The organism is Pelistega suis, assembly GCF_013133795.1.
In the GTDB taxonomy this organism is placed as follows: Bacteria; Pseudomonadota; Gammaproteobacteria; order Burkholderiales; family Burkholderiaceae_B; genus Taylorella; species Taylorella suis.
Genome location: NZ_JABGBN010000001.1, coordinates 303,110 through 329,022, shown reverse-complemented (window position 1 = coordinate 329,022; position 25,913 = coordinate 303,110). Strand labels below are relative to the sequence as shown.

Annotated in this window: 29 protein-coding genes; 20 read left to right on the top strand and 9 right to left on the bottom strand. The window is 41.9% G+C overall.

Annotated elements, in window-relative coordinates; translation table 11 throughout:
* Positions 1-2 precede the first annotated feature (2 nt).
* The 10 genes from HKX39_RS01625 to HKX39_RS10710 all read left to right on the top strand — a co-directional run bounded on the left by HKX39_RS01625 (position 3) and on the right by HKX39_RS10710 (position 7,224).
* Positions 3-977, top strand: a complete 975-nt coding sequence (locus HKX39_RS01625; RefSeq protein ID WP_171679560.1) for a KpsF/GutQ family sugar-phosphate isomerase — start codon at positions 3-5, stop codon at positions 975-977.
* An 11-nt stretch (positions 978-988) separates the two neighbouring features.
* The gene (locus HKX39_RS01620; protein ID WP_171679559.1) at positions 989-1,585 is read left to right on the top strand and encodes a KdsC family phosphatase; all 597 of its coding nucleotides are present in this window, start codon (positions 989-991) and stop codon (positions 1,583-1,585) included.
* A gap of 10 nt (positions 1,586-1,595) precedes the next feature.
* The gene (lptC, locus tag HKX39_RS01615) at positions 1,596-2,207 is read left to right on the top strand and encodes an LPS export ABC transporter periplasmic protein LptC (RefSeq protein ID WP_171679558.1); all 612 of its coding nucleotides are present in this window, start codon (positions 1,596-1,598) and stop codon (positions 2,205-2,207) included.
* Positions 2,204-2,806, top strand: coding sequence for a lipopolysaccharide transport periplasmic protein LptA (gene lptA / locus HKX39_RS01610; RefSeq protein ID WP_171679557.1), 603 nt, complete (start codon positions 2,204-2,206; stop codon positions 2,804-2,806). Before lptC ends, lptA begins: the two co-directional genes overlap by 4 nt.
* A gap of 1 nt (position 2,807) precedes the next feature.
* The gene (gene lptB, locus HKX39_RS01605) at positions 2,808-3,569 is read left to right on the top strand and encodes an LPS export ABC transporter ATP-binding protein (protein WP_171679556.1); all 762 of its coding nucleotides are present in this window, start codon (positions 2,808-2,810) and stop codon (positions 3,567-3,569) included.
* Between the two features lie 136 nt (positions 3,570-3,705).
* Entirely contained in the window at positions 3,706-4,023 is a 318-nt protein-coding gene (gene hpf / locus HKX39_RS01600) for a ribosome hibernation-promoting factor, HPF/YfiA family (protein ID WP_171679555.1), read from the top strand.
* A gap of 177 nt (positions 4,024-4,200) precedes the next feature.
* On the top strand, positions 4,201-4,647 hold the full coding sequence (ptsN, locus tag HKX39_RS01595) for a PTS IIA-like nitrogen regulatory protein PtsN (RefSeq protein ID WP_171679554.1): 447 nt from the start codon (positions 4,201-4,203) through the stop codon (positions 4,645-4,647).
* A 60-nt stretch (positions 4,648-4,707) separates the two neighbouring features.
* On the top strand, positions 4,708-5,634 hold the full coding sequence (gene hprK / locus HKX39_RS01590) for an HPr(Ser) kinase/phosphatase (protein WP_171679553.1): 927 nt from the start codon (positions 4,708-4,710) through the stop codon (positions 5,632-5,634).
* Positions 5,635-5,647: 13 nt separating this feature from the next.
* Positions 5,648-6,532, top strand: coding sequence for an RNase adapter RapZ (gene rapZ, locus HKX39_RS01585; RefSeq protein WP_171679552.1), 885 nt, complete (start codon positions 5,648-5,650; stop codon positions 6,530-6,532).
* On the top strand, positions 6,529-7,224 hold the full coding sequence (locus HKX39_RS10710; RefSeq protein ID WP_281356397.1) for a septal ring lytic transglycosylase RlpA family protein: 696 nt from the start codon (positions 6,529-6,531) through the stop codon (positions 7,222-7,224). The genes rapZ and HKX39_RS10710 overlap by 4 nt, the downstream gene beginning before the upstream one ends.
* A 4-nt stretch (positions 7,225-7,228) precedes the next feature.
* Here HKX39_RS10710 and rsmI read toward each other — a convergent pair whose 3' ends face one another.
* Positions 7,229-8,155: a 16S rRNA (cytidine(1402)-2'-O)-methyltransferase gene (rsmI, locus tag HKX39_RS01575; RefSeq protein ID WP_171679551.1), complete on the bottom strand. Its 927-nt coding sequence runs from the start codon at positions 8,153-8,155 to the stop codon at positions 7,229-7,231.
* 53 nt (positions 8,156-8,208) lie between these two features.
* Between rsmI and HKX39_RS01570 the strand changes: the two genes are divergently transcribed.
* The 6 genes from HKX39_RS01570 to HKX39_RS01545 all read left to right on the top strand — a co-directional run bounded on the left by HKX39_RS01570 (position 8,209) and on the right by HKX39_RS01545 (position 12,176).
* A complete protein-coding gene (locus HKX39_RS01570) occupies positions 8,209-8,658 on the top strand; it encodes a YraN family protein (RefSeq protein WP_171679550.1) in 450 nt (149 codons plus the stop codon).
* 114 nt (positions 8,659-8,772) lie between these two features.
* A complete protein-coding gene (locus tag HKX39_RS01565; RefSeq protein WP_171679549.1) occupies positions 8,773-9,366 on the top strand; it encodes a phosphoheptose isomerase in 594 nt (197 codons plus the stop codon).
* The gene (locus tag HKX39_RS01560; protein ID WP_246225954.1) at positions 9,363-10,055 is read left to right on the top strand and encodes a BON domain-containing protein; all 693 of its coding nucleotides are present in this window, start codon (positions 9,363-9,365) and stop codon (positions 10,053-10,055) included. Before HKX39_RS01565 ends, HKX39_RS01560 begins: the two co-directional genes overlap by 4 nt.
* A 2-nt stretch (positions 10,056-10,057) precedes the next feature.
* A complete protein-coding gene (locus HKX39_RS01555; RefSeq protein ID WP_171679548.1) occupies positions 10,058-10,549 on the top strand; it encodes a peroxiredoxin family protein in 492 nt (163 codons plus the stop codon).
* A gap of 9 nt (positions 10,550-10,558) precedes the next feature.
* Complete coding sequence (gene argB / locus HKX39_RS01550) at positions 10,559-11,446, top strand: acetylglutamate kinase (RefSeq protein WP_171679547.1); 888 nt, start codon at positions 10,559-10,561, stop codon at positions 11,444-11,446.
* A 10-nt stretch (positions 11,447-11,456) separates the two neighbouring features.
* On the top strand, positions 11,457-12,176 hold the full coding sequence (locus HKX39_RS01545) for a pyrimidine 5'-nucleotidase (RefSeq protein ID WP_171679546.1): 720 nt from the start codon (positions 11,457-11,459) through the stop codon (positions 12,174-12,176).
* Positions 12,177-12,339: 163 nt separating this feature from the next.
* On the opposite strand, the gene HKX39_RS01540 is transcribed toward HKX39_RS01545, so the two are convergent.
* Positions 12,340-14,796, bottom strand: a complete 2,457-nt coding sequence (locus tag HKX39_RS01540) for a bifunctional acetate--CoA ligase family protein/GNAT family N-acetyltransferase (protein ID WP_171679545.1) — start codon at positions 14,794-14,796, stop codon at positions 12,340-12,342.
* 104 nt (positions 14,797-14,900) lie between these two features.
* Here HKX39_RS01540 and gltX point away from each other — a divergent pair, with 104 nt between their 5' ends.
* The 3 genes from gltX (at position 14,901) to HKX39_RS01525 (ending at position 18,382) form a co-directional block, all read left to right on the top strand.
* Positions 14,901-16,292, top strand: coding sequence for a glutamate--tRNA ligase (gene gltX, locus HKX39_RS01535; RefSeq protein ID WP_171679544.1), 1,392 nt, complete (start codon positions 14,901-14,903; stop codon positions 16,290-16,292).
* Positions 16,293-16,800: 508 nt separating this feature from the next.
* Positions 16,801-17,583 (top strand): hypothetical protein, encoded by a 783-nt coding sequence (locus HKX39_RS10600; RefSeq protein WP_216605010.1) that lies wholly within the window; start codon positions 16,801-16,803, stop codon positions 17,581-17,583.
* 244 nt (positions 17,584-17,827) lie between these two features.
* A complete protein-coding gene (locus HKX39_RS01525) occupies positions 17,828-18,382 on the top strand; it encodes a YggT family protein (RefSeq protein WP_171679543.1) in 555 nt (184 codons plus the stop codon).
* 99 nt (positions 18,383-18,481) lie between these two features.
* Here the strand turns inward: HKX39_RS01525 and HKX39_RS01520 are convergent, their stop codons facing one another.
* From HKX39_RS01520 to HKX39_RS01490, 7 genes are all read right to left on the bottom strand, one after another.
* Positions 18,482-19,417, bottom strand: a complete 936-nt coding sequence (locus tag HKX39_RS01520; RefSeq protein ID WP_171679542.1) for a carbohydrate kinase family protein — start codon at positions 19,415-19,417, stop codon at positions 18,482-18,484.
* A 10-nt stretch (positions 19,418-19,427) separates the two neighbouring features.
* Positions 19,428-20,426, bottom strand: a complete 999-nt coding sequence (locus HKX39_RS01515) for a zinc-ribbon and DUF3426 domain-containing protein (RefSeq protein WP_171679541.1) — start codon at positions 20,424-20,426, stop codon at positions 19,428-19,430.
* Positions 20,427-20,430: 4 nt separating this feature from the next.
* The gene (prmA, locus tag HKX39_RS01510) at positions 20,431-21,339 is read right to left on the bottom strand and encodes a 50S ribosomal protein L11 methyltransferase (RefSeq protein WP_171679540.1); all 909 of its coding nucleotides are present in this window, start codon (positions 21,337-21,339) and stop codon (positions 20,431-20,433) included.
* Positions 21,340-21,426: 87 nt separating this feature from the next.
* Positions 21,427-22,776, bottom strand: a complete 1,350-nt coding sequence (accC, locus tag HKX39_RS01505) for an acetyl-CoA carboxylase biotin carboxylase subunit (protein ID WP_171679539.1) — start codon at positions 22,774-22,776, stop codon at positions 21,427-21,429.
* Between the two features lie 18 nt (positions 22,777-22,794).
* The gene (accB, locus tag HKX39_RS01500) at positions 22,795-23,256 is read right to left on the bottom strand and encodes an acetyl-CoA carboxylase biotin carboxyl carrier protein (protein WP_171679538.1); all 462 of its coding nucleotides are present in this window, start codon (positions 23,254-23,256) and stop codon (positions 22,795-22,797) included.
* A gap of 62 nt (positions 23,257-23,318) precedes the next feature.
* Positions 23,319-23,750, bottom strand: coding sequence for a type II 3-dehydroquinate dehydratase (gene aroQ / locus HKX39_RS01495; protein ID WP_171679537.1), 432 nt, complete (start codon positions 23,748-23,750; stop codon positions 23,319-23,321).
* 139 nt (positions 23,751-23,889) lie between these two features.
* The gene (locus HKX39_RS01490) at positions 23,890-24,432 is read right to left on the bottom strand and encodes a TlpA family protein disulfide reductase (protein WP_171679536.1); all 543 of its coding nucleotides are present in this window, start codon (positions 24,430-24,432) and stop codon (positions 23,890-23,892) included.
* Positions 24,433-24,543: 111 nt separating this feature from the next.
* Between HKX39_RS01490 and mpl the strand changes: the two genes are divergently transcribed.
* Positions 24,544-25,905 carry a UDP-N-acetylmuramate:L-alanyl-gamma-D-glutamyl-meso-diaminopimelate ligase gene (mpl, locus tag HKX39_RS01485; RefSeq protein ID WP_171679535.1) on the top strand — a complete coding sequence of 454 codons (1,362 nt, stop codon included), beginning with the start codon at positions 24,544-24,546 and terminating at the stop codon, positions 25,903-25,905.
* Positions 25,906-25,913 lie beyond the last annotated feature (8 nt).

Here is a 25,913-nt window from a genome sequence, read left to right as displayed (position 1 = left end):
TTATGAAGAATATGCATGCTTATCTTTTATCAGGAAAAAATACAATCTCTACCGAAGCCGAGGCTTTGGTATCTCTTGCTGCTCGCTTAGACGATACTTTTATTAAAGCTGTAGAAATACTTCTAGCATGCAAAGGTCGTGTTGTCGTCACTGGCATCGGCAAATCAGGTCATATTGGTCGCAAAATAGCCGCTACTCTTGCTTCCACAGGGTCTCCTGCCTTTTTTGTTCACTCTGCTGAAGCGGTTCATGGTGATTTAGGCATGGTAACAGGAGAAGATGTCGTCATCGCCATTTCCTATTCCGGACAGTCTAATGAATTATCTACCATCTTGCCTGTGATTCGCCGATTAGGCACTAAGGTTATCGGTATCGGTGGAAATCCTAGCTCAGACTTAGCAAAAATGAGTGATATTTTTCTCAATGCGCACGTAGAAAAGGAGGCCTGCCCTCTTGGTCTAGCTCCCACTGCCAGTACCACGGTGACGCTTGCCCTAGGTGATGCATTAGCAGTCGCCTGTTTAGAAGCACGTCATTTTGGTGCATCTGACTTTGCTCGTTCTCATCCGGGTGGGGCATTAGGACGTCGCTTACTCACCCATGTTTATGATGTTATGCGCCAAGGAGATGACTTACCTATTACTACACCTGACACACCATTGACGCAAGCGCTGGCTATTATGTCAAGCAAACGCATGGGGATGACCTGTGTCATAGATAAGCATGGCAAACCTATTGGCATTTTTACCGACGGAGATTTACGTCGCCTTATCCAAAAAGAAGGGGATATTCGACATTATCTCATCAAAGACGTGATGTCCGCTCAACCTAAAAGCATTGCCTCAGACGCACTAGCCGTTGAAGCTGCTAGCGTTATGGAAACAGCTCGTGTATCTCATATTTTAGTCACTGACTCAAACGGCGTTCTTATTGGTGCTTTACATATGCACGATTTAATGACCGCCAAAGTTATTTAATAAAAAACACCATGACAAATAAAATCCCTCATCCTGCTGAATCATTGATTCTCTCAAAAGTACCCGAAACAGTACGTCAACGCGCTGAAAATATTCGTCTCCTTGCACTAGATGTAGACGGTGTACTTACAGATGGCTCTCTCTTATATAACGAAGCAGGAGAGCAACTCAAACGCTTTAATGCTCTAGATGGTCATGGTTTAAAAATGCTTAAACAAAGCGGCATCCGAGTGGCGCTGATTACGGGGCGTAGCGGTCCTATCGTCACACGTCGTGCGGCTGACTTAGGCATTGCTCTCGTCTACCAAGATGCACGCAATAAAGGTCAGCTGATTTCAACTGTCGCCTCAGAAAATGGTTTTACCTTAGACCAAATCGCCTATATTGGTGATGATATTATTGATTTACAAGCGATGCAAAAAGTAGGCTTAGCGGTCAGCGTACCCCATGCCCCAATTTATATTCAACAAGCTGCACATTGGGTAACCTCTGTTCAAGGAGGATATGGCGCTGCAAGAGAGCTTGCAGACGTTATTCTTGCCTCTCAAGGTTTATTAGGTCCTTTTTTACAAGGCTCTCTTCTCGTTCGTGGATTAGCTATTCAATAACTGAGGCATTATGAAAGATCGTCTTCCTGCTCTCATTGCACTATTCCTACTCATCGGTCTTGTACTGACAACCTGGTGGGCAGCGGATTACGCACAACGAGCAGTCCCTATTGATGCACCCATCACTATACGACATGAGCCAGATGCATGGTCCAGCAAATTCACTATGATTACCACCAATGAAAAAGGTCAAGCCATTAACCGGCTAACCGGTGAGAAGCTACGCCATTACCCTGACGATGATTCGTATGAAGCCGACAAAGCACATCTTATCGGCATGCATCCTAACAACCCTCGCACACTAGCAAGCGCCAACTTAACCACCTTAAAAGACAAAGGCGACTTAATTCTCCTGCAAGGAGACGCACATATCCATCGTTTCCCTACAGAGGAAAACTCTGCTCTTGATGTACGTAGCGAAGAATTAACTATTTTGCCCAAAGAAGATATCGTTAAAACAGATAAAGTAGCTGATGTCCAACAAGGTAATTCTCGCATGAAGGGTACAGGAATGATTTACAATAATGAAACTCGTCGTCTTGAAGTTTTCAATAACTCTAACGTTAGAATTTCACCAGATGATATTAACAAAGCAAACCAAAACAAAGGCTCTTCAGAATGAAAAAGGTTTTATTGCTCAGTGCGTTAAGTCTCTGTAGCTTCTCTCTTTTAGCCCATGCACAGACACCCAAAAAAGCGGATGAGTCAGAAACACTTATTTTATCTGACTCTCTCAGTTATGATGATGCCAATAAGACAAGCAATTTTAAAGGCAATGTCATTCTCACTCGTGGCTTAATGCGCTTAACTGCAGACGATGTCAACCTCAAAGAAGATGCCAAAGGCTTTCAACACGCTGTTGCTACTGTTAGTCCTAACAAAAAAGTTACCATCTATGAAGAGCGTCCAGAGAATTATGAAACCATTCATGCTGAGGGTCTCAAAGCCACTTACAATGGTGAAACTGAAGTTGTCCAATTACTAGGACAGTCTATCGTAACACGTAGTGTATGCGGTAAAGTTGTGGATGTGTTACGCGGCGATGTGGTGAGATACAATAGCAAAAAAGGCACATATTCTGCAGATGGCGGACCAAACTCTCCTGATCGAGGTCGGGTTCGTTCTATCATACAAGCACGATCACAAGTAGATACGGCTGTTGCAGAATGCCGTAAACGTTATAACGGCAAACCGATGCCATCAAATATCAAAAAAGGCTAATATGGTTTCATCAACTAGTTCCGGCAAATTACAAGCCATTGGTCTGCGTAAGACTTACGGCAAGCGTACCGTTGTCAAAGATGTCACCCTCGAAGTATCTAGCGGTGAGGTAGTTGGCTTACTAGGTCCTAACGGCGCTGGTAAAACAACAAGCTTCTATATGATTGTTGGTCTTGTTCCTGCTGATTTTGGTCGAATTGAAATTGATGGGAAAAACATCACAGCGCTACCTATTCATCAAAGAGCTCGTATCGGACTCTCTTATCTACCTCAGGATGCTTCAATTTTCCGTCGACTCACAGTAGAACAAAATATTAAAGCCGTTCTAGAGTTACAGATTGATAGTCAAACCGGCAAACGCCTGACTAAAAATCAAATCCATACTCAGTTAGAAAATCTCCTTAACGAATTACAAATTACCCATATCCGCACCAATCAGGCTTTATCTTTATCAGGCGGTGAACGTCGACGCGTCGAAATTGCTCGTGCATTAGCAACCAATCCTCGTTTCATTCTACTCGATGAACCTTTTGCGGGCGTAGACCCGATTGCCGTTATTGAAATTCAACGTATTATTCGCTTCCTAAAAGAGCGTAACATCGGAGTACTGATTACCGACCATAACGTTCGAGAAACACTCGGCATCTGTGACCGTGCCTATATCATTTCTGATGGCACCGTACTTACTAGTGGCTCTCCGGCTGACATTATCCATAACCCTGATGTCCGTAAGATTTATCTCGGTGAAAACTTCAAGATGTAACTACCTATTGATTAAATTTCAAAACGGTATACACTTAAATTTAGACAAATTAATGACAGTGACAAACAATTCTTGTTTGTCACTAATTTAATCAGACGAATGCGTCTGTTTGTTTAAATGAAAAAGGAGAATCTATATGAATTTAAACATTTCAGGTCATCATCTTGACATTACTCCTGCTATTCGCGAATACGTAGAAACTAAATTTGCTCGTGTACTAAGACATATTGATAATGTTATTGATGTCCAAGTCATTCTCTCCAAAGAACCTCTCAAACAAAAGGCAGAAGTTACGCTACATGTCCCAGGCAAAGACATCCATGCAGAATCTATAGATGACAATCTTTATGCGGCAATTGATTTACTCGTCGACAAAACAGACCGTTTAGTTGTCAAACACAAAGAGAAGCAAAAGAACTTTGATAATACCGCCGCTAAACATTTAGCTAGTTAGTTCAAGATAATTTTTCTACCAAACTCCCGATGATGCATCCGATTATCGGGAGTTTTTATTGTTATATACAAAAGAAGATTTCTTCATTTATAATCATTTTTTGCGAAATAGTGTGAACATACGACAACGATTGTAAATTTTTATAACATTTATAAGAAATAGCTTATAATCACAACTATGAATCAATTATCTTCTATTTTGTCGCTCGATAACATCCTTTTGGATGTTAATGCTACTAGCAAAAAACGAGCTTTTGAACAAGTTGCCCTGTTGTTTGAAAACAATCAAGGCATTGCGCGGTCAACCGTATTTGACGGTTTGTTTTCTCGTGAGCGTTTAGGCTCTACGGCTCTGGGTCATGGCGTCGCCATTCCTCACGGACGGATTCCTAAGCTAGAACAAGCTCATGCAGCATTCGTGCGTTTATCCACTCCCATTCCATTTGATGCACCAGACGGTCAAAATGTACAGTTGCTCGTCTGTTTGCTCGTACCCGAAAGCGCAACACAGCAACACTTAGATTTATTAGCCGCTATTGCTCACAAGCTTTCGGATAACGATATACGACAAAAGCTGCTATCTGAGACAAATCCTCAGACTATCCTCTCGCTACTGACTAACTAATTATCATCTACAAGCCAATGTCTCTACATTGGCTTTTTTGCATATGGCATCGGATACGCTATGTTATCTATTCAAGAACTGATTGACGACAATATTGAAACCTTAAAATTCTCTTGGAAGGCAGGTCAAGTATCAGCCGATCGTCATCTTCCTGAAAGCACAGGTGATGCGGCTGACTTAGTGGGTCATTTAAATATGATTCATCCTGCTCGCATTCAAGTGTTCGGACAAGAGGAGATTGATTTTTTCAGTCGTCTAGCACCCGCACAACAAGAACGTGCCTTAGTAGGATTAGCGGAAGGTAGCGTGCCTGCAATGATTATGGCAGAGTCTATTGATCCTCCTCAAAATATTTTAAATTTCTGTCAGCGTAGCAAAATCCCTCTCCTATCTTCGTCGGTGAGCTCCGCTCGTGTCATTGATGTTTTACGCGTGTACCTTGCTCGTCGCTACGCACCGACCACAACAGTGCATGGTGTCTTTATGGATGTTTTGGGACTAGGCGTTCTTATTACAGGAGAATCTGGTTTAGGGAAAAGCGAACTTGCTCTTGAACTCATCTCTCGTGGACATGGACTAGTCGCCGATGATGCCGTTGAATTTTCCCGTACAGCACCCACACTTATCGAAGGACAATGCCCCGAATTATTACGTAATCTATTAGAAGTGCGTGGACTTGGTTTATTAGATATTCGCACCATTTTTGGCGAAACCTCTGTTCGTCGTAAAATGAGCCTAAAACTTATCGTACATTTAGTCCGTGCTAATAATGAAAAGTTTGAACGCTTACCGATTCAGGATCAGACTCAAGATATATTAGGTATGCCTATTCGACGTGTCATGCTACAAGTAGCGGCTGGTCGCAACCTTGCCGTCTTAGTCGAGGCTGCTGTGCGTAATACGATTCTTAAATTACGTGGCATTGATACACTCAGCGAGTTCATGGAGCGCCAATCCAAACTCATTTTAGAAAATAGTCGTTTATAAAAGTGATTGTCAAATGAAAAAATCTGTTGTTCTTGTTACAGGCATCTCTGGCTCAGGAAAATCAGTTGCGCTACGGCAATTAGAAGACCTGGCTTATAATTGCGTGGACAACCTCCCTGTATCTTTATTACACGAATACATTGCTGATGCCTTAAATAATAATTTACATCGCATTGCTGTTGCTATTGATGCTCGCTCTCATGGCGATATCAGCAATATGCCCGAGATTATTAGTGGCTTAAGAGCAAGAGGCACACCTATTCAAGTAATATTTCTAGAGGCCGCCACAGAAACTCTTCTACAGCGCTATTCTGAATCACGTCGTGCTCACCCACTTACTCAAAAACTCAAACAACAAACGGGTACACCTCCCTCATTAGAAGAATGCATTGAATACGAGAAAGAACTGTTAGCCCCCCTTCGCCAAACAGAACATGTCATCGATACATCCTCACTTGCTCCTAGCCAGTTACGTGCTTGGGTAAGAGAGCTAAGTGAGGTGGGGCCTGGTGAAATACTGTTAACTTTTGAATCATTTGCATTTAAAAAAGGAATGCCAAGTAGCGCAGATCTTGTTTTTGATGTAAGATGTTTACCTAACCCTCATTACGATTCAGAGCTACGTCCCCAGACAGGACGTGATCAGGCAGTAGCAGACTGGCTATCAAAATTTGATAGCGTTAATGAGTTGATTAACGACATCGCTGTATATATTGAAAAATGGTTACCCTTTTATATGCAGGATACACGCAGCTACCTTACCGTAGCGATTGGTTGTACCGGCGGAAAGCACCGTTCAGTTTATGTGGCAGAAGAACTTGCCAAACGCTTTAGCTATCACCAACCATTACGCGTGAGACACCGTGCACAAGCACAGTTTTATAGCGATATAGTATGATACAAAGACTTTGCTTTTTAGTAGTTGGTTTTGTTTGTTTTACCGCCTCTTCCGCGCAAGAAAGCACATCACCTGCTCACGACAAGACTACTTTTCGAATTACCGTTAATGGTATTTTCCCCGACTCACCAACTAACCGTTGGGCGAGTATTGATATGCCCAACCAAGCCTCCAGCGACAGCTTATTCATTAGCAACACAGCAGAGGAAAGCAATGGCGACGATATTAATCTTGCGGATATTGTTGTATCAGCTGACACATCAGCCCTCAAGAAGGACAACGCACCAAAGCTCCGTGTCGAACCGTCGCATGCGCGACGCGGTAAAGCCTATACGGTCAATGGTAAACGCTACGTTCCATTTGCTAGCCTCAAAGAATTCTCACAAACAGGCGTTGCCTCTTGGTATGGTCCTGGTTTTCATGGTAAACGCACCGCTAATGGCGAGACATTTAATCAACATGCTCTCACCGCTGCACACAAAGAGCTTCCTCTCAATAGCGTTGTTCGTGTGACGCGTGTATCAACAGGTAAAAGTATTGTTGTGCGAATTAATGATCGAGGACCATTTCATAGCAATCGGGTTATTGATTTGTCGTATGGCGCTGCTAAACAATTAGGTATTGTGCATAGAGGCTCAGAAAAAGTAAAAATTGAGCTGATTAGCAAAAAGAACAGTCCTCCTACACTTTAAAGAATTAGAGAGTATCTTTTAACATCAGCGCACGACTATAAACCATATCTTTAGAGAAACCTGTCAATTTAGTCGCCATTTTGACGGCATCTTTTAACGATACCTGAGCTAACATAACCTGTAAAAGCTCATCTAAATAGACGTTTTGGCTTTCGTTATCACCGGATTTTTCTTCGGGAGAAATAATTAATACAAATTCTCCTCGTTGGCGATTGCTATCCTCCTGAATCCATTGCAATAACGCCTTTGCCGGTAGGCTCACAATTTGCTCAAACCGCTTAGTCAGCTCTCTTGCAATCGTCACTTGACGATTATCACCATAAATTGCACATAAATCCTCTAAACTATCAATAATGCGATGGGGCGACTCAAACATCAATACTGCCAGAGAACTCTGCTTCCATTGCTCAAACCATTGTTGACGTGCCATAGTCTTGTGTGGAATAAATCCGGCAAACGTAAATCCCGGCTGCATATCATCGGTTACTCCGCTCCCCATTAAAGCCGTAATTACCGCAGAGGGACCTGGAATAGGTCTGACATCAAACCCAGCTTGCTTTACTAAAGCAACAATCCTCCCTCCGGGGTCGCTCACCGCAGGCGCTCCAGCATCAGAAATCAAAGCAACCCTTTGCCCTTGTGAGAGTCGCTGAATAATCTGCTGAGACGCTTCCATCTCATTATGCTGATGTGCTGCTATCAACGTTGTCGTAATTCCATACGTATTTAATAAGCTTTTGGACGAACGTGTATCCTCACAAGCGATAACATCCACCATCTGCAAGGTATATAAAGCACGCAATGATATATCACTTAAATTACCGATAGGTGTCGCCACGATATACAGCGCACTTTCTGGCCAATATTGACGATGTAAATCCTCAAACATGATTTCAACACTATGATTAAACTGTCCTACGGCTATCGACATATATGACCTATTTATAGAAAATACTAAAGTGTTTATTATGGCAAAAAATAGTCATGGATATTCGATTTCAACTCATCAAGCCACGAAAACAAAATCGTCCTTCACCTCAAAAAAAATCGCCCAAGGAAATCAGGCTTATCTCTCCAAGCCAATCAAAAGGACTGCAATACGAGCAAGCCGCGATTGAATTGCTCATAGCGAAAGGGTTAAAACTGTTAGAAAAGAACCTTTCTTGCAAATGCGGAGAACTCGACCTAATCATGAAAGATGGCAACATCCTTGTTGCTGTAGAGGTACGCGTTCGTAAAAATAATCTTTATGGAGGAGCCATCACCAGCATAACAAAATCAAAACAACAAAAACTTCTAAAAACGCTTGCCTACTTTCTTCCCTATCTATCCCATAAGCACTTTCAAAGCAAACAACCCTTTTGTCGATTTGATGCAGTTTGTTTTCAAGAGTCCCCTAGAGAAACGCATTGGCTAAAAAATATTTTCCTATAAATAACAATTTGAACCTATTGAAACATTTGATTGCTCTGAGAACGTATTTTTTCCCTATCTTCCCATCTAGCAAGGTTATACTAATAGTTTCATCGTTTATCATCAATGATTGCAATGGACTTAAAGAATAGAATTTCACAGCATTTTGAAGATAGTGCCGAAGCGCTTGCATTAAGTACTAAAATCCTGCAAGAGCCTCTTGCCAAAGCGACCTTTGCTCTCCTTCAAGCAATTGAGCAAGGCAATAAAATTTTAGCCTGCGGCAATGGTGGTTCAGCTGCTGACGCACAACACTTTATCGCTGAGTTAGTCGGACGTTTCGAAAGAGATCGTATCCCCTTGGCAGGCATTGCACTCAACACAGACACCTCTATTCTTACCGCTGTGGGTAATGATTACGGATTTGATCAAATCTTTGAGCGCCAAGTTCAGGCCTTAGGAATGCCGGGTGATATTCTCGTTGCCATAACGACTAGCGGTAATTCGCCCAATGTTATCAAAGCGATTGAGGCCGCTCATGCACGAGGCATGACGGTTATTGCTTTAAGTGGCAAAAAAGGTGGCGCCATGAATGAAGCACTTACCTCCAACGATATCCACCTCTGTGTTCCTCATGATAGAACGATGCGTATCCAAGAAATCCATATCTTATTGCTTCATATACTATGTGACGGTATTGATGCTTTCTTGTTAGGAGATTTTTCATGACTTCTCGACTCTTCCGCCCTGCTATGATTGCCGCTTTAACTGGAGCGACTTTATTATCAGGTTGCGTAACATCCATGGTTTTAGGCGGAGCAGCAGCGACAGGCCTAGTTGTTTCCGACCGTCGTAGCGCAGGCATGCAGCTTACCGATAAAACCATCGGCATAACCGTTGAAAATCGAGCCAAAACACAACTTAATGCCGACACCATCCGTGTTAATGCTACCTCCTTTAATCAACGCGTATTAATCACAGGCGAAGTATCCTCACAAGAAGACAAAAATCGTGTGACCGAAATTGCTCGTGGCGTTAATGATGTAAAAGAAGTGCTAAACGAGCTATTAATTGGCAAACCTGCCGAATTTAGTGTTCGTTCGCGTGACTCTTGGATTTCCTCAAAAGTTCGCAGCGAACTACTTATTACTAAAAATATCCCTTCTCGCACCATCTCTATCACCACTTCTCAAGGTGTGGTATACCTCATGGGTCAAGTTACCCAAGCCGAAGGGGATTTGGCCGCTCAAACAGCCGCCTCTGTCGATGGTGTAGTTCGTGTCGTTAAAGTATTTGACATTATTAGCAATGCTCAAGCAAATAGTTCAACGAGTAGTGTTTCTAGCACATCATCAAACACAAGCAATACTTCTTCAAACACATCGTCAGGAATGACAACGACTCCTTTACAGAACTAAACATGAATAAACTTATCATTGCGATTACTGCCATCATTATTGCTGTTGCAGGTTTTTTCTTCTTTTTCAATAAAGATAGTGCTCCTCATGTCACCTTCCAAACACTAGACGGTGGAAAAATCAATACTGAGGAACTCAAAGGCAAAGTAGTCCTTGTTAAATTTTGGGCAACCACTTGTGTGACTTGTGTTAAACAAATGCCGGATACCATCGAATACTACAACACCTATAAAGACAAAGGTTACGATACGATTGCTGTAGCCATGAGCTACGACAATACGGAAGCACTGCATAAATTCCGTGAGTCATACCAATTACCTTTTACTGTCGCTTATGACAAATCAGGTCAAGTTGCCACGGACTTTGGTGGTATTCGTTTCACCCCCGTGTCTTTTTTAATTGATAGAGATGGCAATATTGTCAAACGCTATATAGGCGAATACGATAAAAAAGAATTTATTCAAACCTTAGAAAAAACACTCGCACAAAAATAGGAGCAACAAATGGCAGAGCAAACCATTAGCCCATCAATCAAAGCTGACATTATTGCGGAATCACTTCCCTATATCAAACGCTTTCATGGTAAGACCGTTGTTGTTAAATATGGCGGCAATGCAATGACCGAAGAGCGCTTACAAAAAAGCTTTGCTCACGATATTGTGCTGTTAAAACTCATTGGATTAAACCCTATCGTTGTCCATGGTGGTGGTCCACAAATTGACTCTGCTCTCAAACGCCTAGGCAAAGAAGGTAACTTTATCCAAGGTATGCGCGTCACCGATGCCGATACCATGGAAGTCGTCGAGTGGGTTCTAGGAGGTCAAGTACAACAGGACATCGTGATGATGATTAATCAAGCAGGCGGTAAAGCCATTGGTTTAACGGGTAAAGACGGTGGACTTATTCAGGCTAAGAAAAAACTGATGCCCAATAAAGAAGATCCTAGTCAACCCCTTGATATCGGTTTTGTTGGTGAAATTACATCTGTCGACCCTGCGGTACTTAAAGCCATTATTGAAGATCAATTTATTCCTGTTATTTCTCCTATCGGCTTTAACTACGAAGAAGGCTCTGTCTACAATATTAATGCCGACTTAGTGGCAGGTAAAATTGCTGAAGTCTTAATGGCCGAGAAACTCTTATTAATGACAAATATCCCGGGAGTACTCGACAAGAACGGTAATTTACTTCGTCGCCTATCGACAGCAACCATTGATGCACTATTTGAAGACGGCACTATTACTGGTGGTATGATGCCAAAGATTTCTTCAGCCTTAGATGCTGCTCGCACAGGCGTCAACTCAGTACACATCGTTGACGGACGCGTTCCTCACTGCTTACTGCTAGAAATCCTAACAGATGACGGCGTGGGTACAATGATTACTGCCTAATCCCTTTGATATGGCGAAACTCATTCATCCATTACCCTCTAAAGCACATTACCCTGTCTCTGACAGGGTATGGCTTTTTGATTTAGACAATACCTTACACGATGCCTCACATTCGGTATTTTCTCAAATTGATAAGAGTATGACGACTGCAGTCATGAAGTCACTCCATTTAGACTTCGAACAAGCAACGGCATTACGTCAACAATACTGGGAACAATACGGTGCCACAATGATTGGCATGCAACGCCATCACGGCGTAGATCCTATTGAGTTTTTGCATATTAGCCATGATTTTGATATTGCTACTCATGTCAAAAAAGAACCTCACCTAGGACATCTCCTAAGACAAACTCCCGGGATAAAATATATTGTCACCAATGCGCCTTATGCCTATGCACGAGAGGTTCTCAAAACCTTAAAGATTGAAGATTGCTTTTCTGGTATTTGTGCGATTGATCATATGTTTTTACAAGGCGAATATCACCCTAAACCCTCTATGCGTTTAATGCGCACACTCTTACGAGAGCTAAATGTTCCTGCTAACCGCATTACGCTAGTAGAAGATACGCTAAAAAACCTGAAAGCCGCAAAGAAATTAGGTATGCGTTGCGCCCATATCGCAAATCCACATACACCTTTTAGTACGATTTACGATGGAAGAGCAGATTATGTGGATATCAAAGTTCACTCTATTCAGGCTCTACTACTTAATAAATGGGCGAGGAAATAGAGCCAGAGGCTCTCAGATGCCTCTCAGGGCTGTCCACTTCGCATCAGAACTTGCTCAGATTCGTCTGCGAGAAACAGTCAACTATGACTGTTTCTTGTCAAGACTCATCCACTTCGAGCCAGAGGCTCTCAGATGCCCTACGCAGGAAATAGTCGTCAATCGACTATTTCCTGTCGAAGGGCATCCAAACCCTTCTCATTGAGGGGTCTTCAGGATCCATATCATTAATAAGTCCCAATCCCGTCATCAATCCCAACATAGGTTTATTATTCGCCAATACTACGCCTTCAATATACTCTAATCCTTGATTTTTGGCCTCCGCTAGTAATTTTGACATAAGCTTCTTCCCTAAACCATGTCCCTGCCAATCATCTGCAATAACTAAAGCATATTCAGCACCTACTCCGTCGGCATTACGTAGATAATGAGCTAAACCAATAATAATCTCTTTAGGTAATCCTCTGTTTTCAGGATTAGGTATGGTTGTCGTCGCAACCAATGCCAACTCTCTGTGATAATCCACATAGGTATATCGCGTCAGCATTTTGGGTGTCAGTTCTTTCATCATCGACACAAATCGCATATAACGAGACTCATCCGATAAATTACGGATAAACGCTTGCATCTGCTCTGCATCTTCTGGGCGAATAGGCCTTAATACCCATTCATTCCCATCTTTAAACGTATGATGTTCAATTAAATAATCGGGATAAGGATAAATGGCCATATGCGCATAACCACCCTCTTCTGGCATATCTGGCATAACATGCTCTGTTAGCTTAATACGCACATCATGCACATTCAACTCTCTATATCCAATAATGATGGGATTAATTTCAATCTCTTCAATCCCGGGAAAATCTGTTACCAGCTCAGATACCGTTTCTAAAAGTTTTTGTAACTTTTTGAAAATCGGTGGTTCAACATACATTTGCAACTCTTGACGATACAAGCGACTACGCTCAATAAGCTGTGCAGCAAGATAAGCATTCAGAGGAGGTAAATCTAGCCCTTGGTCATCCACAGGTACTTTAACTTCATGACCGCCTTCACCAAAATAAATCCAAGGCCCAAAAACGGGATCCCTTTTTACCATCACTTTAAGTGCAGGAATATCATCTTCTACCGAATATTGCTCATCCTTATCATCCGCACCAAGATAAATATCGGCATGATAAAACTTGAGCAATTGATAGCTTTCTGCTTTGGTTAGCTCTCTACGCCCTTCTGCTCGCAAACCATTAATTAAATTAATCCCTGCTTGTTTATCAGGTGTCGCTGTATCAAAAAAAGGAATGCGTGTTTGCTGTAAAAGTTGCTGATTATAGTGATAAGAAATTAAGGCACCCATTCCTGAAATAGCGGTTTCTGGTGTACGAAACGCCGGTGAACCTGACTGGTCTATCACACGACGCAAAGGTTTCATCGAATACTCACCTAATAAGGTATTTAAGATAGGTTTTTTGGCTCGTGGAACAAACTGCACTAAATGATCCACTACTTTTTCCATATCCGTTGCATCATCTGGAGCAAGAACAACCATTAAAGCATCCACATTATTATCGTCCTGCAGAATCTTTAAGCCTTCTACTAACTTATCCCCTGTAATAGGCTCATACGCGATAACGGGATTGCCCACCAAGCATCCTGGCCCCAATAAGTCCATAAGTTTGGTACGTGTTTCTTGAGAAAAATCTGCCTGTTGCATATTATGATTGCAAGATAACATCTCATCCATCAATAACTGCGCCTGTGCTCGGCCATTAGCAATCACAGCCACTCGCCCTCCTTTAGGACGACGCTTATGCGTTAAGGCTTTTAACGAAGAGAACATATCAACGAAATAATGTACTCGCACAGCACCAGAGCGACGTAAAGCAGCATCAAAGACCTGATCGCTTCCCATTAACACCTTATCCGTACGTCCTGCCCGTAACACCACTACCGGTTTAACACTAGCTGCCGTTCGGATAGCACTAATTAACTCTCGTCCACTACTAAATTTATCCAAATAAAGCACGATACTATCTGTACGAGCATCGCCAGCTAGGTACTCAATAATTTCTGGAATATCCACATTGACCGTCTCTCCTAGAGAAACAATCGCCGATAAACCTATGTGCGTATCTAGTGCCCAATCTAACACCGACATAGCCAACATTCTTGATTGAGAAACCACCGCTACCCGTCCTGCTTTAGCATTTTCAGAACGGCTCAAATTCAAATTCAGATGAGGACGCTGCACACCAAAACTGCGCGCACCTAATAGCATCACTTTATTATCCTTGACCCATTGAGAAAGCAAAGCAGCACTTTCTTTAGGCTCCATATCAATAACATTCGGAGGTAATAACAAGAGTGCCTGAGGTGGTCGTGCAGATAAATAAGCTAATACTGCCGATAAGTGCGAAGGTTGCACACAAATAAGTGCTAACTCTTTAGATTCTGATAATGGACTATCTGCCAATACGGTAGATATAGACTGTCCTTCTTGAATATGAATCACCGTGGCATGAGCAGCGAATGATGCTGGAAGCGCTTTCAAAATAGGTAATTCAATATCCGTAATGACTAATAAAGACTTGGGCTCAAAAAAGGATGCTAAACGATGTCTTAACATTCGCGTACTCTCAGTCAACTTAAGTTAAAATACAGTCTATCTGTGTTTGCTACTATTTTAAACTTAGTAGCTATTTTTTGATTTATTTCTACTCAATTAATTCTATGTCTACCATTCGCACTCGTTTTGCTCCATCACCCACAGGCTACTTGCATCTAGGTGGTGCGCGCACCGCATTATTTTCTTGGGCTTTTGCTCGTCACCATAAAGGCACCTTTATTCTTCGTATCGAAGATACGGATTTAGAGCGTTCAACACCAGAAGCCGTCCAAGCTATTCTGGATGGTATGCAGTGGTTAGGGCTTGAGCATGACGAAGGTCCATTCTATCAAACAAAACGCTTTGATCGCTACAAAGAAGTTATCGCACAAATGCTCCAAAATGGCACAGCATACTACTGTTATAGCACACCCGAAGAAGTCGAACAAATGAGGGAAATTGCTAAGGCAAAAGGCCTGAAACCTAAATATGACGGTACTTGGCGACCAGAGACAGGTAAAACACTTCCTCCGATTCCTGAAGGGCGCAAACCCGTCGTCCGTTTTAAAAATCCAACAGAAGGTGTTGTCTCTTGGGATGATATGCTCAAGGGTACCATTACGATTGATAATCAAGAGCTTGACGACTTAATTATTGCTCGCCAAGACGGCACACCTACCTATAACTTCTGCGTGGTAGTAGATGATTGGGATATGCAAATTACACATGTCATCCGTGGCGATGATCACGTCAATAACACCCCTCGCCAAATCAATATTCTAAAAGCACTTAATGCGCCACTTCCTATCTATGGGCATGTCCCGATGATTTTGGGACCAGATGGTCAAAAGCTCTCAAAACGTCATGGTGCGGTAAGTGTTATGCAATATGATAGTGACGGTTACTTATCTGATGCCATGGTCAATTATCTTGCTCGTTTGGGCTGGAGTCACGGCGATGATGAGATTTTTACACGCGAGCAAATTATTGAATGGTTCGATGGCAATCACATGTCAAAATCTGCTGCACAATGGGATCCCAAAAAACTGAATTGGGTTAATGCGCACTATATCAAACAACTTGATGATGAATCACTTGTCGCAGCTGTTGCTCCTCGTATACAAGCACGCGGAGGCGATACCTCTATCGTAGATTTAAAAGCGGTCTTAGCCTTATTTAAAGAGCGCGCCGAAACACTTGAACAACTCGCTAATGATGCAATGTTATTCTGCTCTCCTTTTAAAGCAGCAGATAGCGAATTACTCGCACAGTTTGTGACACCAGAGGCTCGCCTATTAGTAAACGACTTCGCACAAGCCGCAGACAATCTAGCGCAATGGACTAGCGAAGAGCTCGCTCGTATCATTAAAGAAACCTTAGCTAAGCATAATGCAAAAATGCCCGCATTAGGTATTCCATTACGCCTACTCGTCACCGGACAGAAACAAACACCTGCTGTTGATCAAGTATTAGCCATTATGGGCAAAGACACCGTTCTCAGCCGACTAAAAGCCTAAGGACTGCAACCCTCTGCCCTGTTGGTTTTATGCTAATTTTAATAATTATTTGCATTTTACTTATCCTCGCAAAGCACCTTTTTATCAGGTGCTTTTTTTATAAGAGCACACCTTCTCTTTTTTCAAAAATTAATTTAAATATAAAACAAATTAAAAGTAAAAATACCTCTAAAAGGCCTGTGAAATCTGAATTTTATTCCATATGAAGATGAATAAAACATTATTTTTATCCCTTAATAAACTTCATCAAAATAGTTTAAATATAAAATTTTTAAATTAAAAACCATTAAAACCTCGCAAAACATTAGCTATCCACAACAAGATAAGTTATTGAACAATAATAAAAAACTGATGATTTTCAAGACAGTTTGTTGTAATCTTTCATTTATGTGTAAGCCTATATTTTTAAAGGCATACCGATGATGTCAATTTGATATATTTCTCATCTCACCTGGGGGATATCTCAAATTCAACAATTGCAATTAGGACCCTATTCAGGAGTATGATGATGGCAACTACAAAAGCCAAGGCACCTGCAAAAAATACTAAAAAAGTAGACGACAAAAAGACCGTTGCGACTAAAACTGAAGCAACAGCAAAAAAATCAACCACTAAAACAGTAGCGAAAGCACCTGCTAAAAAAGCGGCTGCTCCTGCTAAGAAAGCGGCAACTAAAACCGTAGCTAAAGCACCCGCTAAAAAAGCGGCTGCTCCTGCTAAGAAAGCGGCAACTAAAACCGTAGCCAAAGCACCTGCTAAAAAAGCGGCTGCTCCTGCTAAGAAAGCGGCAACTAAAACCGTCGCTAAAGCACCTGCTAAAAAAGCCGCTACTCCTGCTAAGAAAGCAGCAACTAAAACCGTAGCTAAAGCACCTGCTAAAAAAGCGGCTGCTCCTGCTAAGAAAGCGGCAACTAAAACCGTAGCTAAAGCGCCTGCTAAAAAAGCGGCTGCCCCTGCTAAGAAAGCGGCAACTAAAACCGTAGCTAAAGCACCTGCTAAAAAAGCCGCTGCTCCTGCTAAGAAAGCGGTAACTAAAACCGTCGCTAAAGCACCTGCTAAAAAAGCGGCTGCCCCTGCTAAGAAAGCGGCAACTAAAACCGTCGCTAAAGCACCTGCTAAAAAAGCCGTTGCTCCTGCTAAGAAAGCGGCAACTAAAACCGTCGCTAAAGCACCTGCGAAAAAAGCCGCTGCTCCTGCTAAGAAAGCAGCAACTAAATCAACAGAAACAGAAGCTAAAGCAACAGTTAATGTTGCAGAAAAAGTAGCTGAGGCAGGCTCAAAAAAAAAGTAACTGAACAAGCTGCCCCCAAAGCAGCACCAACGGTGACTAAAGCGAGTGCCCATAAAAAGGCGGATACCCCTAATCCTTGGCCATTTCCTACTGGATCACATCGTCCTTAAGTCTCTTTAGGTTATTTTTAAACGAAAACCGTTTGAACGTTTTATAATGTTCAAACGGTTTTTTTATTAGCTAAACGCATCTGCATAATGCTACTTATGAGCAGTGAGTTTGCTTTTGTTTGGAATAAATTGCAATGACCAATGCCTTAATTTTTTTAATATCAACGTTTGCCACGTTATTTTGTAGTGCCTTATTTTTAAGAGCATGGATTTTCTGGCGCCGTATTCCTTACTTCAATCCTTATTGTGCCTTTATCTACAAGTTAACGGATTTTATCGTTGTTCCTGTGCGTAAAATCATTCCCTCTAGTAGCAATATCGACTTTCCTAGTTTGATTATTGCTTATATCATTTGCTTAGTGCAGCTCTTCTTAACAACTAAGCTTGCCATAAATAGCATTGATGGTCTGAGTGAAGTCCCTGTGGATATGAGCATATTACCTATTGCTGCACTTAAAATTTTTATTAATGGTTTATTATCCATGGTGTTATGGTTGGGTATCGTCTATGCCATCCTCAGTTGGATAAGCCCGCTATCACCTTTTCAATCATTCTTACGCGCACTACTGGAGCCGATTCTTAGCGCTATTCGTCAAACGCTCCCTAAGTCTTTACAAACAGCGCCTATTGATATTTCATTAATGCTACTTATGATTGGGATTATTGCATTACAAATGATAGTCGTTTAAATAACTCACTCTATAAAATAATGTCCCACCAGCCATAAAGCTGCGGGACATTATTTCAAATACAGAGTAATTTCTGATACTCTAAATAGCCATTTCGGATTACATTTCTACGCCATAAGCCTCTTTTAATTTATCAGCGATTTCTTCTCTCGTATAGACATAATTTTGTGGGCCTTGTACTTCGATCTTTAATGTTCCCATCAAACTCGCTAAACAAGCACTTTCATACCATGACCACCCCTGAGTCAGACCATAAAGCAACCCTCCTCGATGCGCATCTCCACAGCCAGTTGGGTCACATACCTTACTTGCTTTTAAAGGAGGAATCTGTGTTTCTTCCCCTTTAATATACAAGCTTGCACCTTCTGCTCCACGTGTCACCACAATCGCCTCTAGAAAATGCGATAAGTCCTCAATGCTACGACCCAAACGCTGCTCGATAACAGACGCTTCATAATCATTAACTGTCATGGCTTGAGCCAAACCTAGCATTTTCTCAATATCCGCTTTATCAAAAAGCGGCATGGCTTGTCCTAAATCAAAAATAAAGGGAATACCTTGTGCATTCAATGATTCTGCATGAGCAAACATCCCCTCTTTAGAATCTGGTGCAACAATCGCCCATACAGCACCAGTTTTTTCAATCTTATTTGTATGAGAGCTCAACATAGCGCCCGGATGGAATGCCGCAAATTGGTTACCATCTAAATCAGTGGTGATGTGACACTGTGCGGTAAATGCATCTGGCAATACTTTAATCGCTTCAGTACTAATGCCTAAATTTTCAAAATGTTTAAGATACTCTGCACTATCCTTGCCTACCGTTGCCACAGGAATGGGATTACCACCCAACATCTTTAAACTATAAGCAATATTACCTGCACAACCACCAAACTCTTTTCTCATAGTTGGTACAAAAAAGGAAACACTTAACGATTTAATATTTTCGGGCAAAATATGATCTTTAAAATGCCCTTCAAATAGGGTAATCGTATCAAAAGCAACGGAACCACAAATCAATACTGGGGAACTCATAATGTTATCCTTAGGGGTAAAAAATACTGACTTCATAACTACTAATCGCATCACCCTCTAACATAAAAGGCAAATTGATTGCTTGACGAGACTGCGCAGGAAACAATTGTAAGACTTGTTCTGTCGCTAAATACTCCTTAGGCTGAATATTTTTGCTATTCATCACTGCACCCTCGGCATTCTTTAAACGCAGAATCAACATTGGCCATTCTTGTGCTTGATCCACTTTATTCACTAAAACCGCCTGCAATAATAACGCATGCTGACCACGCTTAGGCAACTTGGTTTTATCCACCGAAATCAATACATTTTCTAAACCCAAATTATCTACTGATTTCTGAACACCGACTTCACATTTAAATAAAGCACACATCTGTGTTAAAACAGGACGCGCCGCTGGAAACGACGTGCTAATTTGATTACGGAAGATATAAAACACTTGTCCCACAATCAATAATAACGCTAATAAAACAAGTACAAACAGCCCTAAACCAGAAGAGCGTCGTCTTGTAGGCTCATAGTCCTCGTCATAAACACTATCACCGACGATACGGAAATCACTATCATCGTCATGAATGCGCACATCCCGTGTATGACGAGCATCACCACCGATATAGTGATTATCTTCAGGCTCAACAGCATTCATCACAATACGAGGCTCTCCTCTCTCATGCGTCGGCGCTGACGGTACGGCATTATTCACATGAATATGTACCGTAGGCTGAGCATGCTCTTCCTTGCGCGGCACCTCAACTGGACGTACTGCCCCACTGAATTTGGGTGACGACGACTGATGCGCACGATAATGTGGCTCAACATGTGGCTGAATAAGCTCTGGCTCATGGTCTTCATTCAAAATAGGATAGTCGTCCTCTTCTTCATATAAATGCTCTAATGCATTAAAGACCTGACGACAAACGCCACAACGAACCATACCATTACGTTGCTCAATTTGCTGTTGATTTAAAGTTAAAACAGTTTCACACTGCGGACAACACGTTTTCATCATTAACTTACTTTACACCATGTAAACAAACCCAACCCTCTTCTGCTTTCCAGACACTTAGTTGGATATAAGGCGCATACGCCTGCGCTACTTCTTCTGCTTGACGCTCCAAAACGCCTGATAACACCAAATGACCACCTGTTTTTACACGACTAGCCAACATAGGTGCAAGGACTTTTAGTGGGTTTGAGAGAATATTTGCCACCACAATATCAAACTGACCGTCTGCTAACGCATCAGGAAGCATAAAATCTATTTCAACATTATTAACCTGTGCATTATAGTGACCTGTCACTACAGCTTGCTCATCAATATCAACCCCTAGTACACGCTTAGCACCGAGTTTTTTAGCAATAATTGCCAAGATACCCGATCCATGACCATAATCCAATATATCTAAGCCCGCTTGTACATTACGAGCCAACCATTCTGCACATAAATGTGTTGTTGGATGGCTACCTGTTCCAAACGCCAACCCTGGGTCTAGCTCAATAAAAATATTGTGATTATCTTCGTTTGCCTTTAACACATCTGGATTTTCTTTGTGCCAACTCGGTACAATCCAAATACGATCGGCAATTTGGATAGGGTCAAATTGTGATTGCGTCAAACGCACCCAATCCTCATTTGCCACTTCTCTCACGGTAGCAACGTCACTAAAATCTTTACCGCTTAATTCTGTTAGGGCAACTAACATTTGCTCCGCCGACACATCATCAGGCAACAAAGCAATCACATAATTACGCACCCACGCCTGCACTTCAGGCTCAGTTCCTGGCTCACCAAATAACGGTTTTTCACTATCCGTATTGAAATCTGCATCCTCTACTGATACAGACAATGCACCACACTCTAAAAGCAAATCAGATAAGGCCTCTGCTTCACTCTCTAAGCTTAATAGAACTAACTCTCGCATAATTTTCCTAACAGTCATTATTTATAAAAGTAACACAACCCCGACCAGTGATCGGGGTTGCGATAAGTGCCGATAAATAAGAAAAACTTACTTACCTAATTCACTTAATTTCTTCTCAAGGTAGTGAATGGTTGTACCACCCTCAACGAAGTTTGCATCATTGACTAAATCACGATGTAAAGGAATATTCGTCTTAATACCCTCAACCACCATTTCTGATAAAGCAAGATTCATACGAGATAAGGCTTGTCTACGTGTACCACCAAATGTAATCAATTTCGCAATCATTGAGTCATAATTTGGCGGAACTCGATATCCTGTAAACACATGTGAATCTAGACGCACACCCGGACCTCCCGGTGTATGCCAAGCACTAATCAGTCCAGGCGATGGAATAAAACTATAAGGGTCTTCAGCATTGATACGGCATTCGATTGCATGACCATTAAGTTGAATATCTTCTTGACGTAGTGTAAATGGTAACTGAGCAGCGACTTTAATTTGCTCTTGAACCAAATCAATACCCGTAATACATTCGGTCACAGTATGTTCTACCTGAATACGTGTATTCATTTCAATAAAATAGAACTCACCATTTTCGTATAAAAACTCAAATGTACCCGCGCCACGATACTTCATCTGACGGCAGGCTTGTGCACAACGTTCGCCGATAAAATTAACTAATTTACGATCAATACCTGGTGCAGGAGCCTCTTCGATGACTTTCTGATGGCGGCGTTGCATAGAACAATCACGCTCACCTAACCAAACAGCTTGCCCTTCTCCATCACCCATCACTTGAATCTCAATATGACGAGGATTCTCGAGGAATTTCTCCATATAAACTTCTGGATTATTAAATGCCACAGAAGCCTCTGCTTTTGTCATTTGCACTGCATTTAATAGGGCTGCCTCCGTATGCACAACACGCATACCACGACCACCGCCACCACCAGCCGCTTTAATAATCACTGGATAACCAATACGCTCAGCTGTCGCCAAAATATAAGCTGGATCATCAGGCAATGCACCGTCAGAACCTGGTACGACAGGCACACCTGCTTCAATCATCGCTTGTTTTGCACTGACCTTATCGCCCATCACACGAATCGACTCAGGACGAGGACCAATAAATACAAAACCACTACGCTCTACACGCTCTGCAAAATCTGCATTTTCCGACAAAAACCCATAACCCGGGTGGATTGCTTCTGCATCCGTCACTTCTGCAGCGGCAATAATCGCTGGCATATGTAGATAACTCTGTTGTGGTGCTGCGGGACCAATACATACAGACTCATCGGCAAGGCGCACATACTTCGCATCACGATCAGCCTCAGAATGCACCACTACGGTTTTAATACCCAATTCACGGCAAGCACGCTGCACACGCAACGCAATCTCACCTCGATTGGCAATAAGAATTTTTTGAAACATAGTCGCTAGCCTCAAAGCTTAAGCAATAACGAACAATGGTTGACCGAATTCAACTGGCTCGCCGTTTTCTACCAAAATCTCTTTGATAACACCTGTTTTATCTGCTTCGATTTCGTTTAATAACTTCATCGCTTCAATAATGCAGAGTGATTGACCTTCTTTTACTGATGCCCCCACCTCAACAAATGGAGGAGAGTTTGGATTTGGCGCACGATAGAATGTACCCACCATTGGTGCTTTAACAATATGACCACTAACCACTGGCTCCGCTGCCACAGGAGCAGCCGGCGTTGCTGCCGGAGTCACAGGCGCTGCTGATGCAGCCGCTACAGGTGCTGGTGCTGCAACATATGTCGTCGCTGCAGTCGCTTGTTGAGTTTTAACGATACGAACTTTACCGTCACCTTCGGTTACTTCAAGTTCAGCAATACCTGATTCAGCCACTAAATCGATAAGTGTTTTTAATTTTCTAAGATCCATAATGCTTCCAATATATTGGTCTCTGTTTTGAACGCAGTTTTTCCAAACCACACGAAAATAAGCTATTTTTTCGCAATGAATGACAAGGCAGCCTCATAGCCATATGCACCTAAACCACAGATGACGGCAAGCGCTTTATCAGACAAATACGATTGATGTCTAAACGTTTCTCTCGCGTGTACATTAGAAAGATGTACCTCCACAAAAGGAATTGCCACTCCCAACAACGCATCACGAATCGCTACACTTGTATGCGTATAAGCCCCAGCATTGATGATGATATAGTCAGTATTACCCATAGCCTCATGGATACGACTCACTATTTCACCTTCACTATTGCTCTGGTAGCACTCACACCTTAACCCCAATTCAGAACTTTTAGCCACTAAAGCCAGATTAATATCATCTAGTGTTTGCGAGCCATAAATATGAGGCTCCCTTTTTCCTAGAAGATTAAGATTTGGGCCGTTGATGATAAGTACTTTGTATGACATTTTATGTTCAACATCAAATAACGTCTATTTAACGACAAAATTACGCTTTTGTCTATTAATCTCGATTAATTTTCAAATTTTTGTTTGATTTTAAAACGATTGTTTAAAATTATGTTTGTGATATTTGCAACAGTTGCTTTTAGAGCAAAGATAATAGTTCCTGCAACTGCTCTTTATGCAATTCACCGAGATAAATAGCTTTAACCTGCCCATCAGCACCAAATAAAATACTAAACGGCAATCCACCTTTTGTATTACCCAACTGTTTAACAAGTTTTAAATGATGTGCATCCAACTGGAGTAAAGGATAAGATACTTGCACTTTACTTTCAAATTTTTGCATATTTTTTAAGCTATCTAAAGCAAGTCCCACCACAGGCAAATGAGGATTTTCTTTAGCAAAGCTATCCAATAACGGCATTTCTCTGACGCAAGGTGCACACCACGTTGCCCAAAAGTTCACTAAAACTGGCTTTCCCTTAAAGTCTGCCAAGCGTTTAAGCTGCGGATTATCCTCTGGTAAACTTTTCGCCTCAATCGCCCAAAACGTTTCTAACGCACTCTTGCTTATCTCGGGCTGAGAAACCCACGGTCTGGGTGCATCTGTCTGAGCGACAACTAAAGAAGCACTGCCTACCAAGAATAAAGATAATAAAAACTTGGACACTATCGCAAACTTCATAAGAAAACCTCTTCGTTAAACTTTCATAATTTTATCGCTATTTCTTATCTTTAGATAAAACCACCCTTAGAATACGCTTAAAATACTACTATTCGACATTAAGAGAAACATATGCATATTCATATTTTAGGTATTTGCGGCACCTTTATGGGTGGTCTTGCATTGATAGCTCGTTCTGCTGGACATAAGGTTACTGGTTGCGATACAGGTGTTTATCCACCTATGAGCACGCAATTAGAAGAACAAGGTATTGAACTTACTGAGGGATTTAGCGCAGATCAAATCAATTTAAACCCTGATTTATACATTATTGGTAATGTGGTGACGCGCGGTAATCCGCTAATGGAAGCCATTTTAGAGAAAAATCTACCTTATGTATCAGGACCACAATGGCTTGGTGACCACGTGCTACGTCAGCAGCACGTCCTTGCTGTCGCAGGCACACATGGCAAAACCACCACTAGCTCAATGCTAACGTGGATTCTAGAGTATGCTGGCTTACAACCCAACTTCCTTATTGGAGGTATTGCAAGCGACTTAGGCATCTCTGCTCGTTTTAGCCCAAATCACAAATATTTTGTGATTGAGGCAGATGAGTACGATACGGCATTTTTCGATAAACGTTCAAAATTTGTCCATTATCACACACGCACAGCTATCCTTAATAATCTAGAATATGATCATGCAGACATTTTTCCTGATTTAAAAGCGATTGAAACGCAATTTCACCATTTAGTCCGTACCATTCCTCAAAGTGGTACAGTGATTACGCCCACACAAGATGATGCATTAGAGCGCGTGATTGCTCGTGGCATTTGGTCAAAACAAGATCATTTTGGCTTAAACGCCAACTGGCAATGTGGTCAACGAGATGCAGCAGGTCAGTCTTTTGAAGTCATCTATCAAGGTAAAGTGGTCGGCAAAGTCAATTGGAAACATACCGGTACGCACAATATCAATAATGCCTTAGCCGCTATTGCTGCAGCTAAAGACATCGGCGTTGAGCCCGCCAAAGCCATTGAGGCGTTAAGCAAGTTCCAAGGCATTCGTCGTCGTATGGAATTACGTGGCGTAGTCAATAATATCTCGGTTTATGATGATTTTGCTCACCATCCAACAGCCATTGCGACAACACTTGATGGTCTACGTAAACGCGTTGGTAGTGCGCGTATTATCGGTGTATTGGAACCTCGTTCTAATACGATGAAGCTTGGTACTATGGCTGCACGGTTACCTGAAGCCTTAGCGCAAGCTGACTTAGTTTTCTGTTATGGTGAGACACAAGGCAAACATGCTCTTGGCTGGAAGCCAGAGGAAGTATTTGGGACACAAGCGGATAAAGTAAAAACTTTCCATGATATTGAACTCCTTAAACAAGCCTTGGTAGAGATTGCTCAAACTGGTGACCATATCATTATTATGAGTAATGGTAGCTTTGGCGGATTACACGATAAACTCTTAAAGGCCTTATGATTTTATAC

Excerpts from the sequence above, each read along its gene's own strand:
- HKX39_RS01560 (WP_246225954.1), top strand. The coding sequence starts at position 9,363 with ATGACTTCTCGACTCTTCCGCCCTGCTATGATTGCCGCTTTAACTGGA.
- mpl (WP_171679535.1), top strand. The coding sequence starts at position 24,544 with ATGCATATTCATATTTTAGGTATTTGCGGCACCTTTATGGGTGGTCTT.
- HKX39_RS01625 (WP_171679560.1), top strand. The coding sequence starts at position 3 with ATGAAGAATATGCATGCTTATCTTTTATCAGGAAAAAATACAATCTCT.
- HKX39_RS01545 (WP_171679546.1), top strand. The coding sequence starts at position 11,457 with ATGGCGAAACTCATTCATCCATTACCCTCTAAAGCACATTACCCTGTC.
- accC (WP_171679539.1), bottom strand. The coding sequence starts at position 22,776 with ATGTTTCAAAAAATTCTTATTGCCAATCGAGGTGAGATTGCGTTGCGT.
- HKX39_RS01490 (WP_171679536.1), bottom strand. The coding sequence starts at position 24,432 with ATGAAGTTTGCGATAGTGTCCAAGTTTTTATTATCTTTATTCTTGGTA.
- gltX (WP_171679544.1), top strand. The coding sequence starts at position 14,901 with ATGTCTACCATTCGCACTCGTTTTGCTCCATCACCCACAGGCTACTTG.
- hprK (WP_171679553.1), top strand. The coding sequence starts at position 4,708 with ATGTTATCTATTCAAGAACTGATTGACGACAATATTGAAACCTTAAAA.
- HKX39_RS10600 (WP_216605010.1), top strand. The coding sequence starts at position 16,801 with ATGGCAACTACAAAAGCCAAGGCACCTGCAAAAAATACTAAAAAAGTA.
- HKX39_RS01570 (WP_171679550.1), top strand. The coding sequence starts at position 8,209 with ATGGATATTCGATTTCAACTCATCAAGCCACGAAAACAAAATCGTCCT.
- lptA (WP_171679557.1), top strand. The coding sequence starts at position 2,204 with ATGAAAAAGGTTTTATTGCTCAGTGCGTTAAGTCTCTGTAGCTTCTCT.
- prmA (WP_171679540.1), bottom strand. The coding sequence starts at position 21,339 with ATGCGAGAGTTAGTTCTATTAAGCTTAGAGAGTGAAGCAGAGGCCTTA.
- HKX39_RS01525 (WP_171679543.1), top strand. The coding sequence starts at position 17,828 with ATGACCAATGCCTTAATTTTTTTAATATCAACGTTTGCCACGTTATTT.
- HKX39_RS01555 (WP_171679548.1), top strand. The coding sequence starts at position 10,058 with ATGAATAAACTTATCATTGCGATTACTGCCATCATTATTGCTGTTGCA.
- rsmI (WP_171679551.1), bottom strand. The coding sequence starts at position 8,155 with ATGTCGATAGCCGTAGGACAGTTTAATCATAGTGTTGAAATCATGTTT.
- ptsN (WP_171679554.1), top strand. The coding sequence starts at position 4,201 with ATGAATCAATTATCTTCTATTTTGTCGCTCGATAACATCCTTTTGGAT.
- HKX39_RS01515 (WP_171679541.1), bottom strand. The coding sequence starts at position 20,426 with ATGATGAAAACGTGTTGTCCGCAGTGTGAAACTGTTTTAACTTTAAAT.
- accB (WP_171679538.1), bottom strand. The coding sequence starts at position 23,256 with ATGGATCTTAGAAAATTAAAAACACTTATCGATTTAGTGGCTGAATCA.
- HKX39_RS01520 (WP_171679542.1), bottom strand. The coding sequence starts at position 19,417 with ATGAGTTCCCCAGTATTGATTTGTGGTTCCGTTGCTTTTGATACGATT.
- aroQ (WP_171679537.1), bottom strand. The coding sequence starts at position 23,750 with ATGTCATACAAAGTACTTATCATCAACGGCCCAAATCTTAATCTTCTA.
- argB (WP_171679547.1), top strand. The coding sequence starts at position 10,559 with ATGGCAGAGCAAACCATTAGCCCATCAATCAAAGCTGACATTATTGCG.
- hpf (WP_171679555.1), top strand. The coding sequence starts at position 3,706 with ATGAATTTAAACATTTCAGGTCATCATCTTGACATTACTCCTGCTATT.
- HKX39_RS01620 (WP_171679559.1), top strand. The coding sequence starts at position 989 with ATGACAAATAAAATCCCTCATCCTGCTGAATCATTGATTCTCTCAAAA.
- HKX39_RS01565 (WP_171679549.1), top strand. The coding sequence starts at position 8,773 with ATGGACTTAAAGAATAGAATTTCACAGCATTTTGAAGATAGTGCCGAA.
- HKX39_RS01540 (WP_171679545.1), bottom strand. The coding sequence starts at position 14,796 with ATGTTAAGACATCGTTTAGCATCCTTTTTTGAGCCCAAGTCTTTATTA.
- rapZ (WP_171679552.1), top strand. The coding sequence starts at position 5,648 with ATGAAAAAATCTGTTGTTCTTGTTACAGGCATCTCTGGCTCAGGAAAA.
- lptC (WP_171679558.1), top strand. The coding sequence starts at position 1,596 with ATGAAAGATCGTCTTCCTGCTCTCATTGCACTATTCCTACTCATCGGT.
- HKX39_RS10710 (WP_281356397.1), top strand. The coding sequence starts at position 6,529 with ATGATACAAAGACTTTGCTTTTTAGTAGTTGGTTTTGTTTGTTTTACC.
- lptB (WP_171679556.1), top strand. The coding sequence starts at position 2,808 with ATGGTTTCATCAACTAGTTCCGGCAAATTACAAGCCATTGGTCTGCGT.